The sequence below is a fragment of the Pantoea conspicua genome, assembly GCF_002095315.1.
Taxonomy (GTDB): Bacteria; Pseudomonadota; Gammaproteobacteria; order Enterobacterales; family Enterobacteriaceae; genus Pantoea; species Pantoea conspicua.
On sequence record NZ_MLFN01000048.1, the window covers coordinates 14,058 to 35,308 of the forward strand.

Genomic DNA, 21,251 nt, shown 5'->3' on the forward strand with positions numbered 1-21,251 from the left:
TCTTCTCCTCAGGCCATGCCTGACAGTACTAACAGCAAATCGATCGCTTTGATGCCGACAAACGGCACCAGCAGGCCACCCAGCCCGTAAATCAGCAGGTTGCGGCGCAGCAAGGCGGCGGCGCTCAGCGGACGATAGCTGACCCCCTTCAGCGCCAGCGGAATCAGAAATACAATCACCAGCGCGTTAAAGATCACCGCTGACAGAATCTCGCTGGCCGGTGAGTGCAGATGCATCACGTTGAGCATGTTGAGCTGCGGATAGGTCGCAGCAAACGCCGCCGGAATAATGGCGAAATACTTGGCCACGTCGTTGGCGATGCTGAAGGTGGTCAGCGACCCGCGCGTCATCAGCATCTGCTTACCGATATGTACCACTTCCAGCAGTTTGGTCGGGTTAGAGTCGAGATCGACCATGTTGCCCGCCTCTTTCGCCGCCTGGGTGCCGGAGTTCATCGCCACCGCCACGTCGGCCTGGGCCAGCGCCGGCGCATCGTTGGTGCCGTCACCGGTCATCGCCACCAGCCGTCCTTCTGCCTGATACTGACGGATCAGCGCCAGTTTGGCCTCAGGCGTCGCCTCGGAAAGAAAATCATCCACGCCCGCCTCAGCGGCAATCGCCGCGGCGGTCAACGGATTATCGCCGGTGATCATCACAGTTTTGATGCCCATCTTGCGCAGCTCGGCAAACCGCTCTTTGATACCGCCTTTGACGATATCTTTCAGCGCCACCACGCCCAGCACTTTCGCCCCTTCTGCCACCACCAGCGGCGTGCCGCCGGTGCGTGCCACCTCTTCAACCCGGGCGTTCACTTCAGCCGGAAATGCGCCGTGGCTGGCTTCAATATGGCGACGTACCGCATCGACCGCGCCTTTACGGATCAACCGGTCCTGCACATTCACGCCGCTCATCCGGGTCTGCGCCGAGAACGGAATGAAGCTGGCACCCATGCTGCTGAGATCGCGTTCGCGCAGGTTAAACTGCTGTTTCGCCAGGATCACGATGCTGCGGCCTTCCGGCGTTTCATCGGCCAGCGAGGCGAGCTGAGCGGCATCCGCCAGTTGCTCTTCGCTGACGCCCGGTGCCGGCAGAAACTGCGTCGCCTGACGGTTGCCCAGGGTGATGGTGCCGGTTTTATCCAGCATCAGCACATCCACATCACCCGCCGCTTCCACTGCGCGGCCGCTGGTGGCGATGACGTTAGCACCCAGCATCCGGCTCATCCCCGCCACGCCAATCGCCGACAGTAAGCCGCCGATGGTGGTCGGAATCAGACAGACCAGCAGCGCCACCAGCACCGTGACGCTGACCGGCGTCCCGCCCCACGCCGAGAACGGCCAGAGGGTGACGGTCGCCAGCAGAAACACAATAGTGAGCGACACCAGCAGAATGGTCAGGGCGATCTCATTCGGGGTTTTACGCCGTTTGGCCCCTTCCACCATGGCGATCATCCGGTCAAGAAAGGTCTCACCCGGATTCGCGCTGCAGGTAATCACCAGCCAGTCCGACAGAATGCGGGTCCCGCCGGTTACTGAGGCAAAATCGCCGCCCGACTCCCGGATAACCGGCGCAGATTCACCGGTAATCGCGCTCTCATCCACCGACGCACCGCCTTCCAGCACTTCGCCGTCGCACGGAATGATATCGCCCGCTTCCACCAGCACCGCATCGCCTTTACGCAGCTGATCGGCCGCGACCTGCTGCCACTCCGCTCCGTAACGCGCCGCCGTGAGTTTTTTGGCAAAGCTGGTCTTTTTCACCCCTTTCAGGCTGCTGGCCTGGGCTTTACTGCGCCCTTCCGCCAGCGCCTCCGCCAGATTGGCAAACAGCACGGTGAACCACAGCCAGACCGCAATCGCCCCGGTAAAACTGGCGCTGCCGTTCAGTTTGCCAGCCAGCATCGCCAGCGCCAGCAGTGTGGTCAGCACGCTGCCGAGGTAGACCACAAACATCACCGGGTTACGGAACTGCACCCGTGGATCGAGCTTTTTCAGCGCATCCCAGGCTGAAGTTCGCAGCAGCGCCGCGTCAAATAACGCCTGTTGTTGACGACTCATGAGGATTGTCCCTGAATAAGTTGCAGATGCTCAGCCACCGGGCCCAGCGCCAGAGCAGGAATAAAGGTCAGCGCACCCACCAGCAGCACGGTACCGACCAGCAGCGCAATAAACAGCGGACCGTGGGTTGGCAGCGTGCCGTTGCCCACCGGCTGCACTTTTTCACCGCCATCGCACCGGCAATCGCCAGCACCGGAATGATGATGCCGAAGCGACCCAGCAACATGCAGGCGGCCAGCAGCAGGTTCCAGAACGGGGTATTGGCGCTCAGCCCGGCAAACGCACTGCCGTTGTTATTGGCCGCCGACGAGACCGCGTAGAGCACTTCACTGAAGCCGTGAATGCCGGGGTTAGCCATCGCTGAGCGGCCAGCGTCAGTCATCATCGCCAGCGCGGTGCCGATTAACACCAGCGCAGGCGTCACCAGAATCGCCAGTGCGGTCATTTTCATCTCCCACACGTCGATTTTCTTACCGAGGAATTCCGGGGTACGACCGATCATCAGCCCGGCGATAAACACCGCCAGCAGCACAAACAGCAGCATGCCGTAGAGTCCGGCGCCGACGCCGCCGAACACCACTTCACCCAGCTGCATCAGCCACATCGGCACCATGCCGCCCAGCGCGGTAAAGGAGTCGTGCATGGCGTTAACCGCACCGCAGGAAGCCGCAGTGGTGATCACCGCAAACAGGCTGCTGTTAAGGATGCCAAACCGGGTCTCTTTGCCTTCCATGTTGATGGCGCTGTCGGCCCCCAGCGTCAGCAAATGCGGGTTGCCACGCAGTTCTGCCCACATCACCGCCGCCACTGCCACCACAAACATCAGCGTCATCGCCCACAGCAGCATGTTGCCCTGACGACGATCGCGCACGCTTTCACCAAAGGCAAAGCAGAGTGCCGCCGGGATCAGGAAAATGCTCAGCATCTGGATCAGGTTGGTCAGCAGGTTCGGGTTTTCAAACGGATGAGAGGAGTTGGCGTTGAAGAAGCCGCCGCCGTTGGTGCCGAGCATTTTGATCGCTTCCTGCGAGGCGACCGGGCCCAACGCCAGCGTTTGCTGCGTCCCTTCCAGCGTGGTGAGCGTGTGGTATGGCGACAGCGTCTGAATGCTGCCCTGGCTGACAAAAACCAGCGCGATCAGCAGGCTGATCGGCAGCAGCACATAGAGCGTGATGCGCGTCAGGTCACGCCAGGCGTTGCCGAGCGTTCCGATGCCGCGCTGGGCGAAGCCGCGAATCAGTGCAAACGCCACCGCAATACCGGTCGCTGCCGACAGGAAGTTCTGCACCGTCAGGCCCATCATCTGACTGAAATAGCTCAGGGTGCTTTCGCCGCTGTAGGATTGCCAGTTGGTATTAGTCACAAAGCTGACCGCGGTGTTCAGCGCCAGATGCCAGCTCAGGCCCGGCAGTCCCTGCGGATTAAGCGGCAGCGTGCCCTGCAACAGTAAAATAGCCAGCAGCAGCACAAAGCCGAGCGCATTGAACAGCAGGATCGCCAGCAGATAGTGCGGCCAGCGCATATCGCCTTGTTGTGTACCCAGCAGTCGCCACAGCGGGGCTTCGGCCCGGGCGAACACCGGCTTATCGGCAATCAACGCCGCCAGCCCGCGTCCAAGCGGCTGCGCCAGCACTATTAACAGCAGCAGGTAACATCCGATGAGTAAAAAAGCATTGGCCGCCATCAGAAGGCCTCCGCATTTAACAGGGCATAGATCAGATAGCCCAGTAACAACACCACCAGCACAATGCCGGTTATTACGCCCACGCTCACAGGAACCTCCAGAGGTTTGGATTTGCTGATTAGCTTGCGCGGCGGCGTATAAAGAAGGGGTTAAAATGCAGCGGGCGGGCGTAAAAATAGTGTAAAAATGGCGAAATTTCAGGCGACTTCCAGCGCCCAGATGCGGTTGAGGTCGACATTGCCCCACAGATTACTGTCTTCTGCGCCGACGATACTGTCGGTGCAAAAGCTGTCGCCTAAGTCGAGCTCTTCCGGTTTGACTTCGCGCTGGGCGTGCAGCGACCAGAAAACGTGGACACAGGGCTTCATCAGCGATTTCTCACCCGCTTTCACCACCAGCGCCACCCGTCCAGAGGCCAGTCGCACCAGTGAACCGACCGGATAGATGCCGATGGTGCGGACAAAGGCGTGCAGCAGGCCGTTATCGAAGTGGCCGCGCCAGCTCAGCATCTGATGCATCGCCTCGGCGGGCGTCCAGCCCGTGCGGTAGGCGCGCGTTGAGGTGATAGCGTCATAGACATCACACACCGTCGCCATACGGGCATAGAGCGAGATCTCCTCGCCTTTCAGGCCGTGCGGATAGCCACTACCGTCATATTTTTCATGATGATGCAGCGCAATATCCAGCAGATCGGCATCGGCATTGGCCTCCATCAGCATCTGCGCGCCGACGATCGGGTGCTGACGCATGATGGTAAATTCGTCATCGGTTAGCTTGCCGGCTTTGTTCAGGATCGTCAGCGGCACGGCGGCTTTGCCGACGTCATGCAGCAAGCCGCCCATCCCGACGCGCCGCAGCTGGATATCATTCAGCCCGAGTTTTTTACCCAGCGAAATCATCAGTCCGCAGACCGCCATCGAATGCAGATAGGTATAGTCATCGTGATTCTTCAGCCGTGCCACGCTCAGTAACGCGGAGGGTTCACGCCGGATCGATCCGGAGATTTCATCCACCAGATCCATCATATAATCGAGATTAAGGCTGTTACCGAGACGCGCTTCGTTGAACATCGCCAGCACTTTCGGTTTGCCCTGCTGAAAGATCTGCTGCGCCTGATCCAGCTCCTGAAAAAACGGCGTTCGGGGGAGTGATTTTTTTGCCATCTCCGGGGCGATCGGCGCCTGCACCGATCGATCGAGGTCGATCCAGAGTTGCTGGATCCCTTCGTTGTGTAACATAGCGATTTGTCGTGGATCGGTGATCAGCATCTGGTTGCGAAGACGTTTGTCTTTTATCCACCAGACCTCCAGTTTGTGGATAAACATGCCTGGACGTAATTCGTCAACGGTAATCAGCTTTATCACGATATCACTCCTTAATATCAGCGGGTGGTAAGGTGATATCGGCAGCTGGATAAAATTTCTTCAGGCCGTTTTGTGCGGAGTGTGTGGTCGGATGAGGCAGGATAAATGGAGGGGGGAAGTATCTTTTTCACCGGTTTTCGCTGGCACTACGGCGATGCCCGTGACGGCATCGCCTGTACGTTAAGCCACTGGGGTCAGCGGCGCTTTACCTGCGGCGAACGCCAGCATGTTTTCGAACACCAGATCGGCCATCGCCGCCATGGTTTCTGTGGTGTTGCTGGCGATGTGTGGGGTGATCACCACATTGTCACACTGACGCAGCGCCGCGGGTACCTGCGGTTCCTGCTCAAACACATCCAGTCCGGCACCGGCGATCTGCCCGCTCTCCAGCGCCGCAATCAGCGCCTGCTGATCGATCACGCTGCCGCGCGCAATGTTAATCAGATAGCCCTGCGGACCCAGCGCCTGCAGCACCTCAACGTTGATAATCTGCCGTGTGGCCGTCCCGCCGGGCAGGGTCAGCACCAGAAAATCCGCCTGCTGTGCCAGCGAGACGAGGCTGTCGTGACGGGTATAGGGTACATCCGGACGTGAGCGCGGGTTGTAGTAGTGAATCGTCATATCAAACGCCTGCGCCCGCTTTGCCATTGCCTGACCAATATTGCCCAGCCCGACAATGCCGCACACCTTGCCACCCACTTTACTGCTCAGCGGGAACCGCCCCTGCTGCCAGTGGCCGGCACGGGTAAAGCGGTCCGCTTCACTGATGCGCCGCGCCACGTCCAGTAGCAGCGCCATGCCGAAGTCCGCGACGCACGCATTCAGCACCTCCGGCGTATTGGTCACCACAATATTGCGCGCCCTGGCCGCCGCCATGTCGATGCTGTCGTAGCCGACGCCGTTGCTACAAATCGCCCTGAGATTGGGCAGCGCCGCAATCAGTGCTGCCGGTGCGCCCATTACTGCATTGCCGCTGGTGACCAGCATGTCGATTTTTCCGCCCATTTCCGCCAGGAAAGCCGCTTCGTCGTTCGCTTCCCACAGCCGAAAGGCGGTAAAGGACTTTTCGATCTTCTCTATCAGCTGTGGTGGCAGAAATTTTCCTTTAATCAGCACGTTACATTGCTTTAATACCATCTTCTTTCCCCTGTTTTTCGTAGGATGCCGGCCGTTCACTCTGCTCGCCGACCCGCTCAATCGGTCCCATCACCAGCAGGAACAGCAGTGCCGCCACCACACAGTGCGCAGCAACGAAGGCCAGTCCGATGCCGTAGCTGCCGGTCAGACCGACGATGATGCCGAACAGCAGCGGCGTGGTGAAACCGGCGATATTGCCGATGCCGTTAAAAATTGAGCCTGCCAGGCCGACCGCTTCTTTCGGTGCGGTGTCGCTGATCACCGTCCAGGTTCCGGCACCCGCCGCCACCCCTTTGCCATAAAAGGCAAATGACATAATGGCGATAATGCCGACGTTACTGGGGATCACCGCCGCCAGCACCAGGCTGGCCGCCATCAGCATTCCGACGATATAGGGCGTTTTGCGCGCCCAGGAGATGCTCCAGCCCTTCGCGATCAGTTTGTCAGAGATGTAGCCGCCGCTGATGCCGCCGAGGAAGCCGAACAGCGCCGGTGCAATGGTGGCAAAGCCCGCTTCCATGATCTCCATCCCGCGCGCCTGCACCAGATAGATCGGAAACCAGGTAATGAAGAAGTAGCTCAGCGCGATAATGCAGTACTGGCCGAGATAGGCGCACCACAACATGCGGTTAGTCAGCAGCTTTCTGAACATCGCTTTACTGACCGGCGGACGCGCTTTAAGGGTGTGTGCGGCGTCGATATCCACCAGGCCCCCGCCATCAACGATATGACGCAGTTCGCTCTCCGATACACCAGGATGGTTGCGCGGCTCGTGCATCCAGGCAGCCCAGACAAACACCGCCAGCACGCCGATACCCCCCAGCACGAAGAACGGCCATTCCCAGCCGAAGCGCGAGACCAGCCAGCCCGACAGCGGCGAGAAGATGGCGACAGCGAAATATTGTGCCGAGCTGAACAGCGACGAGGCGCGACCGCGCTCTGCGCCAGGGAACCACATAATCACCACCCGCGCATTGGCGGGAAAGCTGGGGGCTTCAATCAGTCCCAGCAGAAAACGCAGGCCGAACATCAGCATCAGTGCGCCAGTCAGGCCGCTGGAGAATTCACCGACAAAGCCCATCGCCAGCGTCGAGACCGACCAGAGCGCCAGCGTCACGCCATAGACCTTTTTGGCACCAAAGCGATCGAGAAACAGTCCACCGGGGATCTGCCCGATCACATAAGCCCAGCTAAAGGCGGAGAGGATCAATCCGAGCTGGATCGCTGACAGGCCAAACTCCTCTTTAATGGCCGATCCGGAGATCGACAGGATCGAACGGTCGGCATACGCCACCACCGAAAGAAACAGGATCAGACACAGGATCCAGATACGAACATGGGTAGTGCGGGTGGTCGTGTGGTCTTTAACCATGAGGTGAATTCCTTAAAAAGCGGCGGGTTACGTCGCGAGGTTTCTTTCAGGAATACCGCTGAGATTCCCCTGTTGAGGAAATATAGATAGGAGGCTAATCATTGGTCATTGTGCGGATGTTGAAATCGTCGACGCTGATTTGGCTTAATTCTGGCAACGGCCACAAGCGCCAGTGCGGCGCTGCACAAAAGCAGAAAAAGCCGCTGCGCTGTGCCGGAGAATGTGCGCCAGATCGAGGAATTAGCGCCAGGCGACAGCTATGGCTGCGCTATTTTTCCACAAAATGTGGCCTCGCCTGCAAGTGTGAAAACGCCCGATTGTCAAACTTCTCCGCCCTTCGTAGGCTGAAAATGATCACATTTATCCACTTTAAAAATTAATGAAAAATACATTCCATCCGTTTACCCTGGGAGTCTGTAATGAAGAAAAGTGCATGGGCAATGCTGTGTCTGCTGTCGCTCTCCACCTCAGCGCTGGCAGAAAAAATTGGCGTCTCAATGGCCTATTTTGATCAGAACTTCCTGACCATCATCCGTCAGGCGATCGATAAGGAAGCCAACGCGCGCAAGCTGGATGCGCAGTTCGAAGATGCGCGCGGCGATGTGGGCCGTCAGACCGATCAGGTACAGAGCTTTATCAGCGCTGGTGTGGATGCCATCATTGTCGATCCGGTTGACTCTGCCAGTACCCCCGCCCTGACCCGGCTGGCGCAGCAGGCCCATATTCCGCTGGTTTATGTCAACCGCACGCCGGGTGATAAGACGCTGCCGCCAGGGGTGGTGTTTGTCGGATCGGATGAGCGTGAATCCGGCACGCTGCAGATGGAAGCGCTGGCAAAGCAGGCCAACTATCGCGGCAACGTCGCCATCATGATCGGTAACCTGACTGATGCCGGTGCGCTGCAACGGACCAAAGATGTGGAACAGGTGGTGGCGAAATACCCCAACATGAAAGTAGTGCTGAAGCAGACCGCCAATTACGCCCGCAATGAGGGCATGGACCTGATGCTCAACTGGCTGTCGAACGGGGAAGATATCGATATTGTCGCTGCCAACAATGATGAAATGGCGATTGGTGCCACCATGGCGATCGCCCAGGCGAAACCGAAAAAAACCATTCTGGTCGGTGGCATTGACGCCACGCCGGATGGCCTGAAAGCCCTGGCGAGTGGCAAATTAGCGGTGACGGTGTTCCAGGATGCCATCGGGCAGGGTAAGAAATCGGTGGAAGTGGCGCAGCAGATGATTAAAGGCGAAAAGGTCGCCTCCCATCAATGGATCCCGTTTGAACTGGTGACGCAACAAAATATGCAGCGTTATCAGGATAAGAATCCGTAAGGCATGCTGGCGCGGCAGTGATGCCGCGCCGTCTGTCAGGCGTCGTGCAGCAGTTTCGCCATCACCACCACATCATGCAGCTTACCGTCACGCAGCGCCGCCTGGCGAAGGACCCCTTCACGCTCAAACCCCAGACGCTGATAGAGCCGCAGTGCCCGTTCATTGTCGTGGAACACCTCCAGCTGCATACGGGTGATGCCGAGCCAGTTGCGGGAGTAGTCGAGCGCGGTGCGGATCAGCCGTTCGCCTACGCCGCGGCCGCTGAAGGCGGGATCGACCCCCAGCCCGAAACTGATGCTGTGCCGGGTGCGCGGTTTATTGTCGACAAACAGCGTCAGTTCACCGGCCATCTCCCCGTCAATTTCCGCCACAAAGGCGATAAACCTTCGGCATCCATTTTCAGGAACTTCTTCTCCCAGGTCGCAACGCTGGGAAACGGCAGCTGTAGCGTCCAGGGGTAGACATCAGGGTGACTGTAGAGCCGCTGATAGGCGGCGGCATCGTGAGGTTCGCGTCCCCGAATGGTAATTTCCATATTTTCTCCTGTTAGCCGGGCGGGTTTAATGCACTAAGCTGTAGCTCTTCATCGAACGGAAAGAGTGCTGCTATGTTGTATCGCCGTTTTGAACGCTTTATCAATATTTTTCAGGATGCCCCCAGCGATTCGCCCCCCACTACGGTCTGGTCCTTTTATGCTTACTACCTGCGTCAGGTCTGGCCGAGTTTTGCCGCCCTGCTGCTGGTTGGGCTGGCGTCCGCGCTGATTGAAGTGGCACTGTTCAGCTACCTGAGCCGCATTATCGACCTGGTGAATCATTCGACGCCCGCCACCCTGTTCAGCGAAAACTGGCCGCTGCTGCTGTGGATGGGCGCGGTGGCGCTGATCCTGCGGCCGATTTTTATCGCCCTGCACGATATGCTGGTGCACCAGAGTATCAGCCCGAGCATGACCAGCATGATCCGCTGGCAGCATCACAACTACGTGCTGCGCCAGAGCCTCAACTTCTTTCAGAACGATTTTGCTGGCCGTATCGCGCAGCGGATTATGCAGACCGGCAGTTCGCTGCGCGACTCCTCGGTGCAGCTGGTCGACGCCATCTGGCACGTCCTGATCTACGCGGTGACCTCGCTGGTGCTGTTTGCTGAAGCGGACTGGCGGCTGATGATCCCACTGATTCTGTGGATGGTGGCCTACAGCGCCTCACTACGCTTCTTTGTGCCGCGCGTCAAGGCGCGCTCGGTGGTCTCCTCGGAAGCGCGCTCGAAGCTGATGGGCACCATTGTTGACGGCTACACCAATATCGCCACCCTCAAGCTGTTCGCCCACAGCGATCTGGAACGGCAATATGCGCGTGAGGCGATTCAGGAGCAGACCGACAAAACCCAGCACGCCAGCCGCATGGTCACCAGCATGGATCTGACGCTGTCGGCGTTGAACGGGATGCTGATTGTCTCGACCTCCGGGCTGGCGCTGTGGCTCTGGAGTCAGTCGCTGATTAGCGTCGGGGCGATTGCGCTGGCGACGGGCCTGGTGATCCGACTGGTAAACATGTCGGGCTGGATCATGTGGGTGGTCAACGGCATTTTCGAAAACATCGGCATGGTGCAGGATGGCCTGAACACCATTTCTCAGCCGCTCAGCGTGCAGGATGCACCGGGGGCTAAAAAGCTGAAAGTGACACGCGGCCAGATTCGCTATGAAGATGTGCGCTTTGACTACGGCGGCGGCCGTCAGGTGATTCACCAGCTCAACCTCGACATCAAACCTGGCGAGAAGATTGGCCTGATCGGCCCGTCCGGCGCCGGTAAATCGACGCTGGTGAATCTGCTGCTGCGCCTCTATGACCTGAACGGTGGCCGGATTGTGATTGACGATCAGGATATCGCCACGGTGACCCAGGAGAGTCTGCGCAGTCAGATCGGCATGATCACCCAGGACACCTCGCTGCTGCACCGGTCGATACGCGAAAACCTGCTCTACGGGCGTCCCGATGCCAGTGAAGCGGAGTTGCAGACGGCGATTCGCCGCGCCCGCGCCGACGAGTTCATTCCGCTGCTCTCCGACTCGCAGGGCCGCATCGGGCTCGATGCCCATGTCGGTGAACGCGGCGTAAAACTGTCGGGCGGTCAGCGTCAGCGTGTGGCGATTGCCCGCGTGCTGCTCAAGGATGCGCCAATCCTGATCATGGATGAGGCCACCTCGGCGCTGGACTCTGAAGTGGAAGCGGCGATTCAGGAGAGCCTGGAGTCGCTGATGCAGGGCAAAACCGTTATCGCCATTGCGCACCGCCTGTCGACCATCGCGAAGATGGACCGGCTGGTGGTGCTGGATAAAGGCGTCATTGCCGAGATGGGCAGCCATGCGGAGCTGCTGGCGCACAACGGCTTGTATGCGCGCCTGTGGCAGCATCAGACCGGTGGTTTTGTCGGCGTCGATTAATCGCCGCGTCGATAGGGCAAGGCGTCGCGTGCTTCTTCGGCCCAGCTGCGCACGCCTTCCCGCTCCTGCTGCAGGAAATCAGCGACGGCGCTGCGTAAGCCGGGATGCAGCAGATAGTGCCACGAGTAGGTGATCTGCGGCTCAAAGCCGCGCACCAGCTTATGCTCCCCCTGTGCACCGGCATCAAAGCGCGTCAGTCCCTGCTCAATCGCGAAATCCATCCCCTGATAAAAGCAGGTTTCGAAGTGCAGCCGATCGAACTCCGCCAGACAGCCCCAGTAGCGACCATATAACGCTTTCTCATCCCGCAGGTAGAACGCCATCGCCGCCGGTTGCTGCTGTATCCGTGCAATGACCACCATGATGTTGTCCGGCATCCGTTCCGCCAGCAGGCTGAAGAAATCCCGCGTCAGGTAGGGTTGCTGTCCGCGCACCGCGTAGGTGTTCGCGTAGCAGGTATAAACAAAATCCCACTGATCTTCGCTGAGCTGGTCGCCACGATAGCGCTCGAACACGAAACCGCTTTGCATCACCTGCTCGCGCTCTTTACGCAGCTGTTTGCGCTTGCGCGACATCAGCGTATCGAGGAAATCCTGGAAATCGCGGTAGTCGCGGTTGTGCCAGTGGTACTGGCAACCGAGCCGCGCCAGCCAGTCGGGCTGGTCAGCCAGCAACTGGTTAGCCTGCGCATCGGTAAAGTTAATGTGCGCCCCGCTTAATCCCTGCAGCTGCAACCTCTCCGGTAACGCCGCCAGCAGCTGCGCCGCGGCCGCGCTGTCACCCAGCAGGCGTGCCCCGCTGACCGGGCTGAAGGGGATCGCGCCCAGCCATTTGGGGTAATAGCGGATGCCGGCCCGCTGGCTGGCGTCTGCCCAGGCGTGGTCGAACACATACTCGCCCCAGGAATTGCGTTTTCGGTAGCCCGGCAGCGCAGCGCGAATGACACCGCCTTCACGCCAGATTAAATGATCCGGCTGCCAGCCCGACTCGGGCCGGACGCTACCGCTCTGTTCCAGGGTAAGCAGAAAGGCGTGGCGCAAAAAAGGCTGATCGTCAGGCAACAGCGCATCCCACTCGGCGGCGGGGATCGCCGCCAGCGAAGTCAGGTGAAACAGCGACATGAAATACTCCAGACAGCAACGGGCGAGCGTTCAGTCAAGCAGGTTTTCTGCGCCAGCGAAAGGGTAAAGGCACGCAATGTGAAGGTCGCATCAGATGCGCGATTATCTCTTGCTCAATCGCTATCGGAAAAGCATGCTGTCGCTCTCCGGTATCGATGAGACGGTTAACTGTGCGCCATGCGGCCGTTACGGCGCTGAACCTGAACGGGAAGGTGCCGGTCGGGCGTAACGGCGTGAATACGGGTGATAATGGCTTTTTCAGAGGAACAATGATGGCAAAAGCACTGGTGATATTTCTGCATGGCGTTGGCAGCAACGGCGACGATCTGGCCCCAATCGGTGATCACTGGGCGACATTATTGCCGGATGTGGCGTTTGCGTCGCCTGATGCGCCCGACAGGTTTGATGCCGGTTTCGGCTATCAGTGGTTCAGCCTGGACGGCGTCACGCCAGAGAACCGTCCGGCACGGGTGCAGGCGGCGCGGGCGGCGTTTGACGCCACGCTTAGCGACATCATGACCCGGCACGGCTTCGCCGGACGCTGGCAGGAGGTGGTGCTGGTCGGCTTTTCCCAGGGATCGATTATGGCACTGGATGCGCTGGCATCGGGCCGTTATCCGCTGGCGGGCGTGGTGGCCTTTTCAGGTCGTCTGGCGTTTGACGGCGCGCTGACGCCGCAGCCCTACCTGCCGGCCATGCTGATCCACGGCCAGTCCGATGAGGTGATCCCGTGGCAGGAGAGCGAATCGGCCGCTGCGCGACTGAAACAGGCGGCGGTGCCGGTTGAGACGTTGTTCGAACCCGCCACCGGCCACACTATTTCAGCGCAGGGCGCGATGCATGCCGCCGCGTTTATTGCGCAGTGTCTGCAGGATTAACAGCTACGGCCAGTAGCGATTCAGCGCCTGCCACGCCTGCTGTGCGGCGACCTCAGGCGGCAGGCGTTTCAGCGTATCATTGAACACTTCAATGCCAACCGGACCCTGATAACCGGCACTTTTCAGCTTATCCACAAAGCGTCCGATATCGATAATGCCATCACCGGGCAGCAGGCGCTGATGACGCGCCATCGCGATCAGACTTTGCTTATCCTGCGGCGGTACAGCAGCCATATCACACAGCTGCACCTCGTAAATCCGCTCGGCAGGGATGCCATCGAGCTGTGATGCATCGCCGCCCAGCGCGCAGATATGGAACAGATCGACCACCAGCCCGATGTTGGGCTGATCGAGACGTTGCAGGCGCTGCCATGCCAGCGGCAGGGTGTTATCTACGCTGCACCACGCCATCGGCTCATACATGATGCGCATGTTGTAGCGCGCCGCTTCCGACGCCATCCAGCGCAGGTCATCGTCAATCTGATCGGCGCAGCAATCTTCGCGGGTGGTGGCCGGTGCCTGAAGGGTGTCACACCCCAGCGCCTGAGCGACCTGAATAAACTGACGTAGCTCGTCGCGCTTCTGCCCGCGCAGTGCGCTGGGCGCGCCGCTAAAATCACGCAGCACCTGCAGGTTAGTAAAACCGGGCCCCTGCTGCGCGGCAATCCGGGCCAGCGCCACCGCACCGCCGTCACAGGCGTCAACATCTTCGCGCCAGATTTCGACCTGGTCGAAACCGGCGTCACGCGCCGCCTTTAACTTCTGCCGGGGCTCACCGTTTAACAACACCAGGTTAAGGAATGTTGGATTACGACTCATCTCTCTGCTCCTTAATCGTCCGGAATAATCGGTGAAAATCATCAGCTGCAACACCGCACACCTGCCAGCCTGCCAGCGCATCGCATCGCAGCTGAAACAGTATCTGCCTCTGAAGTGTTATGGCAAGCCGCGATTACCGCGCCGTCAGCCCAGCAGCGTGACCAGCGCGAAACCGGCAAACGCCATCAGCAGTGAGCCAGTCACATGCACCAGCGCGCTGGCCATCGCCCAGAGATACTTACCTGATTGTAGCAACCCCATCAATTCCGCCGTAAACGAGGAGAAGGTGGTCAGCCCGCCGCACAACCCGGTGACAACCAGCAGTTTCCACGCCGGGTCAATTTCCGGATGACGGACGAACCACGCCATCGCCGCACCAATGATCAGCCCGCCGATCAGATTAACCAGCAGCGTACCGGGCGGCAGATTGGGAAATAAAGCATTGAAACGCACCGCGAATAACCACCGCAGCACACAGCCAGCAGAGCCGCCAATCATGACGGCGAACAACGGTTTCAACATGTCTTGCTCCTGATTGCAGATGTCACGCCGGGCTGAGGGAGGAGGCAGAGATAAACCGCGCCTGACACCTCAGCTCCCGCGAAAGGATAAACAGAGTGTCAGGCGTCATCAGCCGGGGTTAAGCCCGCCGGCGGTTGGGAAAGGTGGCACGCCATCACCTTGAGCGAAGGATAATACGATGTGGCTATCCGGCTGGCAACTGAGCGGACACCTCACCCGCTGGTGCTGAAAACCTTGACGTCGGCGCGGCGGTCAGGGTAATGCTGAGGGTTGAGGCAGTCACCCGGAGAGGCTATGCGTACCCTGATTATTGATACTGACATTGGCGTTGACGATGCGTTTGCGCTGGCCTACGCGGCGCGCACCCAGCATCTGCTGGGCATCACCACCGTGTTCGGTAACGTCGCGGTGGGCCAGGCGGTGAAAAATGCCCGGCTGTTCTGCGAGAAAATGGCGATCGAGGCGGAAGTGTATCGCGGCTGTTCCCGCCCGCTGGCGCAGCGTCCGAGTGCGCCCGCCACGCTGCACGGCGAAGATGGACTGGGCGATGCGTTTGACAACCCGTTCAGCGACGCGGCACCGGGTGCGGTGCAGTTCATTATCGACAGCGTGCGTGCCCATCCGCAGCAGATTACCCTGGTGGCGATTGGCCCGCTGACCAACATTGCCAGCGCGATTAATCAGGCACCGGAGATCATTCCGCTGGTTAAGGAGCTGGTGATCATGGGTGGCGCATTCGGTACCGGCGGCCATAGCGGCAACGTGACGCCGTTCAGCGAATTTAACATCTGGAAAGACCCGCACGCCGCCGATCAGGTACTGACGTCGGCGCTGAAGGTGGTGGTGATACCGCTGGATGTCACCCATCAGGTGCTAATCACCGGCGATGAGGTTGAGCGACTGAATCAGCCGGTACTGAGCGCTATCTGCCGTCCCTATCTCGCTTACAGCCTGGCGAAAGAGGGTTTTAACGGCATGGCGTTGCACGACACGCTGGCGCTCGCCTGGCTTAGCCTGCCCGATGCCTTCACCTTAACGGAAAGCCCGCTGCGGGTGATCACCGAGGGCATTGCCTGCGGCCAGACGGTGCGCAAACTCAGCGCGCTGGCCTCGCGTCACAACCCGTTCGAGGGCCTGCCGACTCAACGCGTTGCGCTGGCGGTGGATGCTGACGCGGTGCGGTCACACTTCTTTCAGGCCCTGACCGCACCTTAAGTGACCTCAGCGATCGAAATGAATCACGCCTTTGATCAGCTCGCGGTTGTTGATCACCTGCGGCTCGAACGTTTCGGCCAGGGTTGAAAAGTCGAGGTGATGATTCAGCATCATCTCAGCGCGCAGTGCGCCGCTGGCCATCAGCGATACCACCCGATCAAAATCTTCCCGGGTGGCGTTGCGGCTGCCCATCAGAGTGGTCTCTTTTTTATGGAACTCGCTGTCCGGGATCACCAGATCCCCTTTGTGCAGCCCGACATAGACGATGGTGCCGCCGTGGCGCATCAGATTTACCGCATTGTTCATCGCCGCCGGGCTGCCGGTGGCGTCGATCACTTTGAGCGCCAGACGCCCGCCAAACTGCTCGCGTAGCGCAGTGTAAAAGTCCTCTTCCGCCGGATTCAGCGCCGCCAGGCCAAGCTGATCCGCGACGTGCTGACGACGGAAGGCGCTGGTATCGGCGACCACCACCTCAGCGCCACTGGCGGCGGCAATCGCCGCCACGCCCAGCCCGATCGGACCCGCGCCGACCACTAATACCTGCTCACCGGCCACGATCGCCGCACGTCTTACCGCATGAGCGCTGATGGCAAAGGGTTCAATCAGCGCGGCCGCTTCCGGTGCCACCTGATTGACCGCCAGCAGCGTGCTGACCGGCACGCTCAGGTAGTCGCAGAAACCGCCATCCTGATGCACACCAATCACCGAGATCTGCTCGCAGCAGTTGGTCTTGCCGCCCTGACAGGCATCGCAGCGCAGGCAGGAGATATAAGGCATCAGCGCCACCCGCTGGCCCGGTTCGAAGCCGCTGGCACCGCTGCCCAGCGCCACCACTTCGGCACAGATTTCATGACCCAGCACCCGCGGATAGCTGAAGAACGGCTGATTCCCGGACCAGGCGTGAATATCGGTGCCGCAGATACCGGCAGTGAGAATTTTAATCAGGGCTTCACCGACGGCGGGCGTCGGTTGCTCGCGCGTGGCCCATACCATCTTGCGTGGCTCGGCGATGACCAGTGTTTTCATTGTTGTCATGGTGATTCTCCGGTTTGTCCTGCACGCATTTATCGCGAATCCTGACCGCCGCGCGGCGTTGGCTTGCGGGAACTGTGAAGCACGACGATTTTTTTGGGCTTTGAATGGTTTTTAATGCATTAAAAACCGGAGGGCGACATGAGCCGCAGCCAGAATTTACGTCATAACGTGATCAATCAGATGCTGGAAAGCATCGCCCAGCACCATATTCTTTCGCCGTTACCTCCCCAGGCGGCGCTGGCCGAGATGTTCAATATCAGCCGCACCACAGTGCGTCATACCCTGCACTATCTGCATCAGCGTGGCGTACTGGATAAAGTGGATCAGACTTACGTGATCGTGCGCGATCCGCAGGAAGAAGATGGGTTCAGCGCCTTAACACCGCCCATTGAGCAGCAGGCCAGCCACTTCGAGCAGGTCTTTTTTAATATGATTAATCAGCGCCAGCTGGTGCCGGGCGATACCTTCAGCGAGCTGCAACTGGCCCAGCAGGTCAGGGTCAGCCCGGTGGTGGTGCGGGAATTTCTGCTGCGCTTTATGCGGTACGATCTGCTGGAGCCGGTCAAACGGGGGCAGTGGCGGATGAAAAAATTCACCCAGGATTACGCCGAAAAGCTGTTTGAACTGCGGGAGATGCTGGAAACCCACGCGCTGAGCCGCTTTCTGAACCTGCCTGCCAGCGATGAGCGCTGGATGCAGGCCAGGGATCTGCTGGATCGCCACCGATCGATGCGCGATACCATTGCCAGCAATTACCGCCATTTTGCCGCGCTGGATCGGCAGATGCATTCGCTGATTTTATCGGCCGCCAACAATCCCTTTTTTAATCAGTCGCTGGAGATCATCTCCGTGATATTTCATTCGCATTATCAGTGGGATGAGAGCGATCTGAAACAGCGAAATATTGTGGCGCTGGAGGAGCATATGGCGATTCTGACCGCGCTAATCAGCCGTCAGGATATCGACGCTCTCTGTGCATTACATAACCATCTGGCCACAGCCAAAACCTCAATGGAGCGCTCGATCGGCCAGTACAATTAAAAACCGATTAAAAACCACAAAGCATTAGCTCCCGCACGATTCAGAAACATCTTTGCAACATCCCTCTCCCTTTGCTCTTAGTCTCGACAGCAACGTCATGGCGGCCATTTGCCGCCGCGCGACCCCCCTCTTCACCATAACGATAAGTACCCAGCTTCGGGAGTATGCAATGGAAAAGACATCTGTGACTGGCCACGACAACGTGTCCGGCGGTGCGGCGCCAGGCCAGGATTACGTTCCGATGCGCGGCGATATCGTTCGCTCACCGCGCATCCGCAAAATTCAGGTAACAGCGATGCTGTTGCTGCTGTTCGCCGCCATTATTAACTACCTTGACCGCAGCTCGCTGTCGGTCGCCAACATGACGATCCGTGAGGAAATGGGGCTGAGCGCTACCGAAATCGGCTTCCTGCTCTCGGCCTTCTCGCTGGCCTATGGCCTGGCGCAGCTGCCGTGCGGCGCGCTGCTGGATCGTAAAGGGCCGCGTATTATGCTCGGCATCGGCATGTTTATCTGGTCGCTGTTTCAGGCGGCGTCCGGGTTAGTGCATAACTTTACCCAGTTCATCCTGGTCCGTATCGGCCTCGGCATTGGTGAAGCGCCGATGAACCCGTGCGGCGTTAAAGTGATTAATGACTGGTTCAATATCAAAGATCGCGGTATGCCGATGGGGATGTTTAATGCCGCCTCGATGATTGGCCTGTCGGTGGCACCGCCGATTCTGGCTGCGATGATGCTGGTAATGGGCTGGCGCGGCATGTTTGTCACCATCGGTATTCTCGGGATGTTCCTCGCTATCGGCTGGTACATGGTTTACCGCGATCGCGATAACAATACCCTGAGCGCAGAAGAGATCCACTATCTGCAGGCGGGCAGCGTGGCGTCACGTAAAGAGCCGATCAGCTTCAAAGAGTGGCGCGGCCTGTTTAAGCAGCGCACCATGTGGGGCATGATGATTGGCTTCAGCGGCATTAACTACACCGCGTGGCTCTATATCGCCTGGCTGCCGGGTTATCTGCAGTCGACCTATCATCTGGATCTGAAAAGCACCGGCCTGCTGGCGGCGATTCCGTTCCTGTTTGGTGCCGCGGGGATGTTACTGAATGGCTATGTGGTCGATTCGCTGGTACGCCGGGGCTTTAATGCGGTGAAAACCCGCAAGGTCTGCATCGTCAGCGGAATGCTGCTCTCTGCCGGCTTTACCGCCGTGGTGACCCGCGCCACCGATACCACCAGTGCCGTGACCCTGATTGGCATGGCGCTGTTCTGCATTCACTTTGCCGGGACCTCATGCTGGGGCCTGATTCACGCCAATGTGACGGCCCGCATGACCGCGTCGGTCGGCAGTATCCAGAACTTCGCCAGCTTTATCTTCGCCTCCTTCGCTCCGGTCATCACCGGCTGGGTGCTCGACACCACCAAATCGTTCAGCATGGCGCTGATGATTTGTGCCTGCGTGACGCTGGTTGGCGCACTGGCTTACCTGCTGCTGGTGCGCAAACCGATCACCGACGGCGAGTAACCCCGCCTGACGGCGCAGGCATCAGGTCAGCGCCGTCAGGGTCACCCCATGTTTCGCGCCATAACGCTGGATGCCGGAAATCACCTTCTCCACGCTCAGCGGCGGTGGCGGCGGTAACAGCGGCGCCCGTTCCCGTAATGCCGAGTCAAAGCGGGCGAAAGTGGCGAAATCGCGCGGGAAGCGCTCCTCATCCACGCCAATCAATGCTCCCTCCTCCCGGGCGTACGCCAGCAGCGACCGCCAGCGCGCAATCTCTGCCAGCCCGATGCTGTCGGTGCCGTGGGAAAACAGCATCATGTCGATGTTGCGAAACGGCGGCTGTTTTTCGAGGAAACGCTGCAGCGCCGCGGCGGAAGGCTCAGTGCAGAACACCAGCCAGAACGGAATGGCGTGCTGCTGTATAGTGCACCAGGGGTCCATTAGCAGGAAGCTGTCCACCGTCAGCCGGGTCGGCAGAATGCCGGCGGCCAGATACCAGTCGCGATAGATCTCCGCCACCACATAGCTCATCGCCTCCGGATCGTCATAGCGAATCTCCATCAGCTTCAGGCCCTGGGCCTCCGCCAGTTTTTTCAGCGGCGAGATCAGATAACCATCTAATCCCCATTCCGCTTCCGGCACGTGGTCAGTGATGGCGGGCGGCGTCCAGCGCTCGCGATCGATGCCGTAGCGTGCCAGATATTCCGCCACCCGCGGGCCACCCTGTAAGTACTCTTTTTCGGTCGCGCCACCGAGCGCGCCAAACTGAAAGAACGAGCGATCGCTGGTGCGCGTAACCTGCCACTGTCGGGTGCAGTGATTGATAAACAGCGTTGACCCGGCGGGCAGGCTCCCCATCAGAAATTCGTTAAACGCCAGCGGCAGCGCGCGCAGTTTCAGCCGGAAGTAGCGCATCTGATCGAGCATCAGTCGATCCTGATTCGGGTCCTGCATGTGATGCACCGCCAGTCGCGGCCAGGCGGCCAGCAGCGCGGCCGCAATCGCCTTGCCCTGCTCAAAGCTGGTCTGTGCATCATCGGGATCATTATTGGCGGCCCGCACCGGACAGAGGAATGTCTGGGGCAGCCACGGGGCACCCATTGCCGCCGCCAGGTGAATCAGCGCCCCGTTCGATGAACCGATAAAGGCCGCCGGATAGTCCTGCTGCGGGTATTCACTGACCATCCATTCGGCGATCCCTTCTACATCCAGCTCGCCGGCCTGGCGCAGCGTGATGCCTTCTGCCATGCCGCCCAGCGCATAGCCCCACTCGCGCAGCCCGGTCGGCAGCCGGTTAAGCGACGGCAGCAGGCGATCCAGTGTCGGTGACTGGCTGGGACTGGCGAAAGGTCGATCGTGTAGCGCGTTAGCCAGCGCCAGCAGCATCGCAGCGGACGAGTCGAAGCGGGCAATTCCTTTCGGTGGTTTACTCATGCTGATCCTCCTGCTGGATACGCGCCAGGAACGGGCGAATGGCGTGACAGAAACTCCACGGATAGACATAGTGCAGGGTGTGCGTGCCGTCACGCAGCGTGAGGGTTTCGCTGTGCGGCATCAGAGCGGCGAGCTCATCCAGCCAGCGCGCCGGACAGACCGGGTCGCGGGAGCCGCGCAGCAGCAGAGTCGGCGCAGTGATATAGGTCAGGCGATGCTCAATGCGATCGCGCATCATAGCGCGCACGGTGCCAAAGGCGCGCCGCAGACCCGCTTTGGCGTAATCGATGCGCG

General features: G+C 59.5%; 18 protein-coding genes, 2 pseudogenes and 1 riboswitch. Of the genes and pseudogenes, 7 read left to right on the plus strand and 13 right to left on the minus strand.

All coding sequences use genetic code 11. From position 1 onward, the window contains the following. Nucleotides 1-8 precede the first annotated feature (8 nt). The 6 genes and pseudogenes from kdpB to HA41_RS15235 all read right to left on the minus strand — a co-directional run bounded on the left by kdpB (nucleotide 9) and on the right by HA41_RS15235 (nucleotide 7,614). A complete protein-coding gene (gene kdpB / locus HA41_RS15210; protein WP_094121486.1) occupies nucleotides 9-2,057 on the minus strand; it encodes a potassium-transporting ATPase subunit KdpB in 2,049 nt (682 codons plus the stop codon). After that, a pseudogene (gene kdpA / locus HA41_RS15215) lies at nucleotides 2,054-3,741 on the minus strand (potassium-transporting ATPase subunit KdpA). The gene kdpB and the pseudogene kdpA overlap by 4 nt, the downstream one beginning before the upstream one ends. Then, nucleotides 3,741-3,830, minus strand: a complete 90-nt coding sequence (kdpF, locus tag HA41_RS15220) for a K(+)-transporting ATPase subunit F (protein ID WP_010253443.1) — start codon at nucleotides 3,828-3,830, stop codon at nucleotides 3,741-3,743. Before kdpF ends, kdpA begins: the two are co-directional and overlap by 1 nt. A gap of 108 nt (nucleotides 3,831-3,938) precedes the next feature. Beyond that, nucleotides 3,939-5,105, minus strand: a complete 1,167-nt coding sequence (locus HA41_RS15225) for an HD-GYP domain-containing protein (RefSeq protein ID WP_094121487.1) — start codon at nucleotides 5,103-5,105, stop codon at nucleotides 3,939-3,941. 180 nt (nucleotides 5,106-5,285) lie between these two features. Next, entirely contained in the window at nucleotides 5,286-6,242 is a 957-nt protein-coding gene (locus tag HA41_RS15230) for a 2-hydroxyacid dehydrogenase (RefSeq protein ID WP_094121488.1), read from the minus strand. Further along, nucleotides 6,223-7,614 (minus strand): MFS transporter, encoded by a 1,392-nt coding sequence (locus HA41_RS15235; protein ID WP_094121489.1) that lies wholly within the window; start codon nucleotides 7,612-7,614, stop codon nucleotides 6,223-6,225. The genes HA41_RS15230 and HA41_RS15235 overlap by 20 nt, the downstream gene beginning before the upstream one ends. A 419-nt stretch (nucleotides 7,615-8,033) precedes the next feature. Here HA41_RS15235 and HA41_RS15240 point away from each other — a divergent pair, with 419 nt between their 5' ends. Then, nucleotides 8,034-8,951, plus strand: coding sequence for a sugar ABC transporter substrate-binding protein (locus HA41_RS15240; RefSeq protein ID WP_094121490.1), 918 nt, complete (start codon nucleotides 8,034-8,036; stop codon nucleotides 8,949-8,951). Nucleotides 8,952-8,986: 35 nt separating this feature from the next. Here the strand turns inward: HA41_RS15240 and HA41_RS15245 are convergent. Next, nucleotides 8,987-9,486 (minus strand): annotated as a pseudogene (locus HA41_RS15245) (GNAT family N-acetyltransferase). A gap of 72 nt (nucleotides 9,487-9,558) precedes the next feature. Between HA41_RS15245 and HA41_RS15250 the strand changes: the two are divergent. After that, on the plus strand, nucleotides 9,559-11,391 hold the full coding sequence (locus HA41_RS15250; protein WP_094121491.1) for an ABC transporter ATP-binding protein: 1,833 nt from the start codon (nucleotides 9,559-9,561) through the stop codon (nucleotides 11,389-11,391). Here the strand turns inward: HA41_RS15250 and HA41_RS15255 are convergent. After that, nucleotides 11,388-12,512: a GNAT family N-acetyltransferase gene (locus HA41_RS15255; RefSeq protein ID WP_094121492.1), complete on the minus strand. Its 1,125-nt coding sequence runs from the start codon at nucleotides 12,510-12,512 to the stop codon at nucleotides 11,388-11,390. The genes HA41_RS15250 and HA41_RS15255 overlap by 4 nt on opposite strands. Before the next feature lie 94 nt (nucleotides 12,513-12,606). Here HA41_RS15255 and HA41_RS21550 point away from each other — a divergent pair, with 94 nt between their 5' ends. After that, nucleotides 12,607-12,741 carry a hypothetical protein gene (locus HA41_RS21550; RefSeq protein ID WP_279627066.1) on the plus strand — a complete coding sequence of 45 codons (135 nt, stop codon included), beginning with the start codon at nucleotides 12,607-12,609 and terminating at the stop codon, nucleotides 12,739-12,741. A 43-nt stretch (nucleotides 12,742-12,784) separates the two neighbouring features. Beyond that, complete coding sequence (locus tag HA41_RS15260; protein ID WP_094121493.1) at nucleotides 12,785-13,390, plus strand: alpha/beta hydrolase; 606 nt, start codon at nucleotides 12,785-12,787, stop codon at nucleotides 13,388-13,390. A 3-nt stretch (nucleotides 13,391-13,393) separates the two neighbouring features. On the opposite strand, the gene HA41_RS15265 is transcribed toward HA41_RS15260, so the two are convergent. Continuing rightward, the gene (locus HA41_RS15265) at nucleotides 13,394-14,209 is read right to left on the minus strand and encodes a sugar phosphate isomerase/epimerase family protein (protein ID WP_094121494.1); all 816 of its coding nucleotides are present in this window, start codon (nucleotides 14,207-14,209) and stop codon (nucleotides 13,394-13,396) included. A gap of 144 nt (nucleotides 14,210-14,353) precedes the next feature. Then, nucleotides 14,354-14,731, minus strand: coding sequence for a fluoride efflux transporter CrcB (crcB, locus tag HA41_RS15270; protein WP_094121495.1), 378 nt, complete (start codon nucleotides 14,729-14,731; stop codon nucleotides 14,354-14,356). Nucleotides 14,732-14,823: 92 nt separating this feature from the next. Continuing rightward, a riboswitch (Fluoride riboswitch) is annotated at nucleotides 14,824-14,899 on the minus strand. A 126-nt stretch (nucleotides 14,900-15,025) separates the two neighbouring features. Between crcB and HA41_RS15275 the strand changes: the two genes are divergently transcribed. Beyond that, nucleotides 15,026-15,946: a nucleoside hydrolase gene (locus HA41_RS15275; protein WP_094121496.1), complete on the plus strand. Its 921-nt coding sequence runs from the start codon at nucleotides 15,026-15,028 to the stop codon at nucleotides 15,944-15,946. Between the two features lie 6 nt (nucleotides 15,947-15,952). Here the strand turns inward: HA41_RS15275 and HA41_RS15280 are convergent, their stop codons facing one another. Continuing rightward, nucleotides 15,953-16,981: a zinc-binding alcohol dehydrogenase family protein gene (locus HA41_RS15280; RefSeq protein WP_094121497.1), complete on the minus strand. Its 1,029-nt coding sequence runs from the start codon at nucleotides 16,979-16,981 to the stop codon at nucleotides 15,953-15,955. A gap of 138 nt (nucleotides 16,982-17,119) precedes the next feature. Here HA41_RS15280 and HA41_RS15285 point away from each other — a divergent pair, with 138 nt between their 5' ends. Together HA41_RS15285 and HA41_RS15290 are read left to right on the plus strand one after the other, a co-directional pair. Continuing rightward, entirely contained in the window at nucleotides 17,120-18,022 is a 903-nt protein-coding gene (locus HA41_RS15285) for a GntR family transcriptional regulator (RefSeq protein ID WP_094121498.1), read from the plus strand. A gap of 169 nt (nucleotides 18,023-18,191) precedes the next feature. Next, on the plus strand, nucleotides 18,192-19,544 hold the full coding sequence (locus HA41_RS15290; RefSeq protein WP_031377152.1) for an MFS transporter: 1,353 nt from the start codon (nucleotides 18,192-18,194) through the stop codon (nucleotides 19,542-19,544). 21 nt (nucleotides 19,545-19,565) lie between these two features. On the opposite strand, the gene HA41_RS15295 is transcribed toward HA41_RS15290, so the two are convergent. Together HA41_RS15295 and HA41_RS15300 are read right to left on the minus strand one after the other, a co-directional pair. Further along, a complete protein-coding gene (locus HA41_RS15295; protein ID WP_094121499.1) occupies nucleotides 19,566-20,957 on the minus strand; it encodes a hypothetical protein in 1,392 nt (463 codons plus the stop codon). Beyond that, nucleotides 20,950-21,251, minus strand: a 302-nt coding sequence (locus HA41_RS15300) for an alpha/beta fold hydrolase (RefSeq protein ID WP_208612766.1), incomplete at its 5' end; no start/stop codon positions are given. The genes HA41_RS15300 and HA41_RS15295, both read right to left, overlap by 8 nt.

What these genes read in the sequence shown, in the direction of transcription:
- HA41_RS21550 (WP_279627066.1), top strand. Translation starts at nt 12,607, where the DNA reads ATGCGCGATTATCTCTTGCTCAATCGCTATCGGAAAAGCATGCTGTCG.
- HA41_RS15260 (WP_094121493.1), top strand. Translation starts at nt 12,785, where the DNA reads ATGGCAAAAGCACTGGTGATATTTCTGCATGGCGTTGGCAGCAACGGC.
- HA41_RS15280 (WP_094121497.1), bottom strand. Translation starts at nt 16,981, where the DNA reads ATGACAACAATGAAAACACTGGTCATCGCCGAGCCACGCAAGATGGTA.
- HA41_RS15275 (WP_094121496.1), top strand. Translation starts at nt 15,026, where the DNA reads ATGCGTACCCTGATTATTGATACTGACATTGGCGTTGACGATGCGTTT.
- HA41_RS15290 (WP_031377152.1), top strand. Translation starts at nt 18,192, where the DNA reads ATGGAAAAGACATCTGTGACTGGCCACGACAACGTGTCCGGCGGTGCG.
- kdpB (WP_094121486.1), bottom strand. Translation starts at nt 2,057, where the DNA reads ATGAGTCGTCAACAACAGGCGTTATTTGACGCGGCGCTGCTGCGAACT.
- HA41_RS15295 (WP_094121499.1), bottom strand. Translation starts at nt 20,957, where the DNA reads ATGAGTAAACCACCGAAAGGAATTGCCCGCTTCGACTCGTCCGCTGCG.
- HA41_RS15230 (WP_094121488.1), bottom strand. Translation starts at nt 6,242, where the DNA reads ATGGTATTAAAGCAATGTAACGTGCTGATTAAAGGAAAATTTCTGCCA.
- crcB (WP_094121495.1), bottom strand. Translation starts at nt 14,731, where the DNA reads ATGTTGAAACCGTTGTTCGCCGTCATGATTGGCGGCTCTGCTGGCTGT.
- HA41_RS15235 (WP_094121489.1), bottom strand. Translation starts at nt 7,614, where the DNA reads ATGGTTAAAGACCACACGACCACCCGCACTACCCATGTTCGTATCTGG.
- HA41_RS15240 (WP_094121490.1), top strand. Translation starts at nt 8,034, where the DNA reads ATGAAGAAAAGTGCATGGGCAATGCTGTGTCTGCTGTCGCTCTCCACC.
- HA41_RS15250 (WP_094121491.1), top strand. Translation starts at nt 9,559, where the DNA reads ATGTTGTATCGCCGTTTTGAACGCTTTATCAATATTTTTCAGGATGCC.
- HA41_RS15285 (WP_094121498.1), top strand. Translation starts at nt 17,120, where the DNA reads ATGAGCCGCAGCCAGAATTTACGTCATAACGTGATCAATCAGATGCTG.
- HA41_RS15255 (WP_094121492.1), bottom strand. Translation starts at nt 12,512, where the DNA reads ATGTCGCTGTTTCACCTGACTTCGCTGGCGGCGATCCCCGCCGCCGAG.
- HA41_RS15265 (WP_094121494.1), bottom strand. Translation starts at nt 14,209, where the DNA reads ATGAGTCGTAATCCAACATTCCTTAACCTGGTGTTGTTAAACGGTGAG.